The sequence below is a fragment of the Bradyrhizobium sp. Mp27 genome, from assembly GCF_029953005.1.
Classification (GTDB): domain Bacteria; phylum Pseudomonadota; class Alphaproteobacteria; order Rhizobiales; family Xanthobacteraceae; genus Bradyrhizobium; species Bradyrhizobium barranii.
Window position 1 is genome coordinate 1 of sequence record NZ_JASAUS010000485.1, and the last position, 1,489, is coordinate 1,489.

The 1,489-nt window shown below is 55.1% G+C and carries 2 protein-coding genes; one reads left to right on the forward strand and one right to left on the reverse strand.

From position 1 onward, the window contains the following. Positions 1 to 198: 198 nt before the first annotated feature. Positions 199 to 675 carry a DnaA N-terminal domain-containing protein gene (locus QJT78_RS51165; RefSeq protein WP_157790262.1) on the reverse strand — a complete coding sequence of 159 codons (477 nt, stop codon included), beginning with the start codon at positions 673 to 675 and terminating at the stop codon, positions 199 to 201. A gap of 125 nt (positions 676 to 800) precedes the next feature. Between QJT78_RS51165 and QJT78_RS51170 the strand changes: the two genes are divergently transcribed. Then, positions 801 to 1,043 (forward strand): hypothetical protein, encoded by a 243-nt coding sequence (locus QJT78_RS51170; RefSeq protein ID WP_155258070.1) that lies wholly within the window; start codon positions 801 to 803, stop codon positions 1,041 to 1,043. The last annotated feature ends 446 nt before the right edge of the window (positions 1,044 to 1,489 follow it).

Below are 1,489 nucleotides of genomic sequence, written 5' to 3' on the forward strand. Positions count from 1 at the left end.
CACGCCTCAAGCACCTTGCGATCTTTCCTCGAAAGGTGGACTTCTCTTGCTTCGGGTATCATCCCGACCTTGAATCACGACTCACGTTCCAAGAAAAGTGGGTACTAGGAGCCCCGCTGGGCATATGACCGCCCGACGTCCGTGTTAATTCACGACGTACTCGAATCGTCTCACAGCATTTTAGCGCTGACAATTAACTCAACGCGCTTGGTTCTGCCTTGCCAGCACGGTGACCTTCGATACAGGCTCGTGAATAACGCTCTCAACCGCAATAGCAATCGCGGTCGAATACCGTTCCGTGATTGCGTGGGCGGTGAATTCACTTTGCACGTAAACGACGACGAGGCCCTCAGACATCGCGGCGCACTGGATTCCCAGGAAGTAGGTGTCGTATTTCTTCGCGCCTAAGATGAAATTCAGTCGTGCTTGGATTGCGTAGTTCTGCGTCTCAGAAAATACGTACATCAAAACCCCCACGAAAATATCTATGAAGAAAGCGGTGAGGTGCTCAAAATGCGTGCTTACTGTAAGGAGCCAAACAAAATGGCTTTTGCATGAGCGAAATTGAGCAGCGGCAGCGTGTGAACCGCTTGCGGTTGGCGTGACTAACGGGATTGCTCTGACGTCGAGGCGTGACGCTGTGAAAAATCTAACCGCTTTTGTAGTAGTTGCCATGCTGCTGCTTAACGCACTCGGCCCGGATTCCAACGTTGGCGGGGCTCTCGCGAGCTTCTTTGTTTGGGTCGCTTCTCACCATGTGGGCGGTAGGTCTCTACTTCGCCTGGTCGAAGAGGTTTGGCGTGCTGGGTTGGTTCCTCAGCGTGGTCACCACGATAACGGGTGGCGTCGTCGCGATTGTTCTCTTGGGGGCAACCATGGACACGATATTTGAGCTCGCCCACTTCCAAGGACGCCTTATCGACTCGAACTGGAGCTACCTCGCTTTCGTGGCGGCGGCTCTTGCTGCCGTTCTTGGTTCGTGGGCGCCGCTAGAACTGGGCAGTCGCTTATTCGCGCTGCGGCGAAGCAAGAAAGTCGCTTGATGTATACGACTTGTCGCCGCAGGATTTATGCAAGGCGGCAAGCATGCACCCTTGCCGCTCGACCATTTCTTACGGTGCATTGGTCGAACAACAGAAAGATGGTGCAGGGAGGCGGTCCGCAAGGCCGTGAAATGGGCAGTGCGCGGTAACAGGAAAATTCCGACGATCGCTGCCTTTATCTCAGATGTGAGATTGGCCGTTGGAAGGGGCGTCCTGGAGCGCCGCCTACAGCGCGCGGTGCTGGTGTTCGGCAATCGACGCCCTCATCATCGATGCTACGCTGCCGCTGTCGTGTGTCGGAATAGACGGTGACCATGGCGGGAAAAACCGGCAGGAAGGAGCTATGGCTGATTTTGGGTGACGCGGCCTGATCAGGCGGCGTGGCTTTCAGTGTTCGGAATGACTTCGATTCCGTCGATGAACTTTACACCGGCGATGACTTTCGG

Bases quoted from the DNA above. Each gene is read 5' to 3' on its own strand.
- QJT78_RS51165 (WP_157790262.1), bottom strand. From the start codon at position 675: ATGGCAACTACTACAAAAGCGGTTAGATTTTTCACAGCGTCACGCCTC.